The organism is Francisella noatunensis subsp. noatunensis (assembly GCF_009823375.1).
In the GTDB taxonomy this organism is placed as follows: domain Bacteria; phylum Pseudomonadota; class Gammaproteobacteria; order Francisellales; family Francisellaceae; genus Francisella; species Francisella noatunensis.
This window is the reverse complement of the sequence record NZ_WBSX01000161.1, coordinates 1-2,411: the sequence shown is the minus strand read 5'-3', so window position 1 is coordinate 2,411 and position 2,411 is coordinate 1. Positions and strand designations below refer to the sequence as shown.

The window sequence follows — 2,411 nt, the reverse complement described above, 5'->3', positions numbered from 1 at the left end:
ATGAGATTTTAATGAAACAAGAGATGTTGCTGTTGATGTACAGATTATTGCTACTAGAGATGCTCCAATAGCATAATGAATAGGGACATCTAATAGGGTTGATAGTAAAGGAGTTATTAATAACGCGCCTCCAATACCTATGATAGCACCTATGCCACCACCTAAAATGGCTACCATGAAGATTACTAGCTCAAAGAAAAAGTACTTTTCCACTATGAGAATACTTAAAAATTAGGGTTTTGATAGTGAATTATAACCTTTTAATAACTATTTTTTTCAAAAGATTTGAGTTTTTAATTAATTCCTTTTAAAATAGATGCTGTTTTATGTAATTATTAAAAACTAAGCTAGATTGTATTCTCAATGTTTATAGAGATACCAAAATGTACTTCATTAGGTGTCAAGTAATTTGAACATTTCTTAGGTCTATTATTCAAGTCTATCTGTAACTTTCTAATGTATTGATAATAAATATTTAGAAGTTTTGAAAAGATGTAGTTCTTTTGTAGTTGTTCCTGAGCAAATCTACTGTTGTGGATTTGCAGGAGATAAAGGCTTTACAACTCCGGAGTTAAATGCTTCAAGTTTAGAATCTCTTGAGTCACAAGTTAAGGATTGTGAAATTGGAGTTAGCTTTAACCGTAGCTGCCAAATAGGTTTGTCATATCATGGACATTTAGAGTATATATCTTTTACAGAGTTATTATTAGAATGTTTAGATTAGAGAGCTTATTTAAGTTGATTAAAGATGTCTTGAGAGACTTTATCAACAGCTTGGTCGCCATCTATTTTTATATATTTTGGCGTTTTTGTATTTGTAGATGAAAAGTTTCTATAAAAATCGATTAACTTAGAGGTTTGAGCATGGTATACAGAAAGTCTTTCTCTAACTGTGTCTTCATTGTCATCTGTACGAGTTATTAAATCCTCTCCAGTAATGTCATCTTTACCCTCAACTTTGGGAGGGTTAAACTTAGTATGATATGTTCTACCAGATGAAGGATGAACTCTTCTGCCTGTTATTCTTTCGATTAGAAGATTATCTTTGACATCTACTTCAACAATATAATCGATATTTACACGTAACTTGTCTAGCTCTTCAGCTTGGATTATTGTTCTAGGTACACCATCTAACAAAAATCCATTTTTGCAATCATCTTTAGATATTCTATCTTTGACGATTTTGATAATAAATTCATCTGAAACTAGTTGCCCAGCATCAAGTACTTTTTTTAACTCTTTACCTATTTCACTACCTGATTTGATAGTTTCTCTTATCATATCTCCAGTAGATATGTGAGCAATATTATATTTATCTTCGATTATCTTTGCTTGAGTTCCTTTACCAGCTCCTGGAGCACCTAAAAGTATTATACGCATAGTTAATTTAGCCTTAATGTTTTAAAACTATAGTTTACTTAATGTGGTTTTAATTATAAAATAAACAAACTTATATATCTAGAAATAGAGTATCTAATTTTAGGCTATAGTTTTTATAAGAAATTTTATGATATCGTTACTACTTGAAAAAAGACGAAAAAAAGCACAAAAGACAGTTTTAGGTATTGAATATGATAGATGTTCATTAGCTAGCGTGAAGCTCGATAAAAAAGGAGATAGTTACACATTAGTAAGTTGTAATAGTCACGTATTTGCTCCAGAAGCTTATTTTGAAGGTGAACTGACGAATGAGTATGTTGGTAACGTTGTTGCAGAAATCATAAAGGAAAATAAGCTTGGTCGCTTTGTTAAACTAGGATTTATTAGTTACAATGAAATTGATGTCACTAAAGAAGAAATTAATTGTGATAAAAGAGCATTGGAAATTATCAAAAAAGAGGGTGTATTCTTTTATATAAATGAGTATTTCTTAAAGAGACGTTTTCCAATACGTATATAGACATGGCGTATGACTACTACGATAAATCAGAAAGTAATGGTACTTTGATTATATTACCATATTTCAGATATTGAAAAAATTAAAAGCTAGATTGTATTCTGAAAGTTTTAAATAGTTGAAAGAGAGTTCCAAATATAGTTTATTAGGTTTTGACGAAACTAAAATAAACGATAAGGAACTAAAAAATGCCAAAGCACTTAACTCTTTCAAATAGATATTGTATAGAAGAATTACTTAAATTAGGATACCAAACATCTCAAATAGCCAATAAAATTGGCTATAGTGAAACAGCTATAAAAAAGGAACTTAATCGCACTAGTATAAATAGTGACTATAATGCTGAGATAGCACAGAAGCTATATCAAAGCCGCAGAACTTCAAATAATCATAAGCTATCCTGTAAAGTTAAAAAGCTAATAATAGCTTTGTTAAAAAAGAAGATATCTCCGGAACTTATTTGTGGTAGATTAAAACATGAGGGCATTGTTAATATAACTCACAAAGCAATTTA

General features: G+C 29.9%; 3 protein-coding genes and 3 pseudogenes. 3 read left to right on the top strand and 3 right to left on the bottom strand.

The features are described 5' to 3' along the window. Positions 1-213, bottom strand: a 213-nt coding sequence (locus F8C69_RS09905) for a TSUP family transporter (RefSeq protein WP_159185029.1), incomplete at its 3' end; no start/stop codon positions are given. Positions 214-347: 134 nt separating this feature from the next. Beyond that, positions 348-476, bottom strand: a pseudogene (locus tag F8C69_RS11535) (IS30 family transposase); the annotation flags it as partial. Here F8C69_RS11535 and F8C69_RS09900 point away from each other — a divergent pair. Further along, positions 461-724: pseudogene (locus tag F8C69_RS09900) on the top strand (hypothetical protein); the annotation flags it as partial. The pseudogenes F8C69_RS11535 and F8C69_RS09900 sit on opposite strands and share 16 nt — an antisense overlap. Before the next feature lie 5 nt (positions 725-729). On the opposite strand, the gene adk reads toward F8C69_RS09900, so the two are convergent. Continuing rightward, entirely contained in the window at positions 730-1,380 is a 651-nt protein-coding gene (gene adk, locus F8C69_RS09895; RefSeq protein ID WP_159185028.1) for an adenylate kinase, read from the bottom strand. Between the two features lie 127 nt (positions 1,381-1,507). On the opposite strand from adk, the pseudogene F8C69_RS09890 reads away from it, so the two are divergent. Then, a pseudogene (locus F8C69_RS09890) lies at positions 1,508-1,984 on the top strand (type IV pili); the annotation flags it as partial. A 101-nt stretch (positions 1,985-2,085) separates the two neighbouring features. After that, a partial coding sequence (locus tag F8C69_RS09885; RefSeq protein ID WP_159184589.1) for a helix-turn-helix domain-containing protein occupies positions 2,086-2,411 on the top strand: 326 nt, incomplete at its 3' end.

Bases quoted from the DNA above. Each gene is read 5' to 3' on its own strand.
- adk (WP_159185028.1), bottom strand. From the start codon at position 1,380: ATGCGTATAATACTTTTAGGTGCTCCAGGAGCTGGTAAAGGAACTCAA.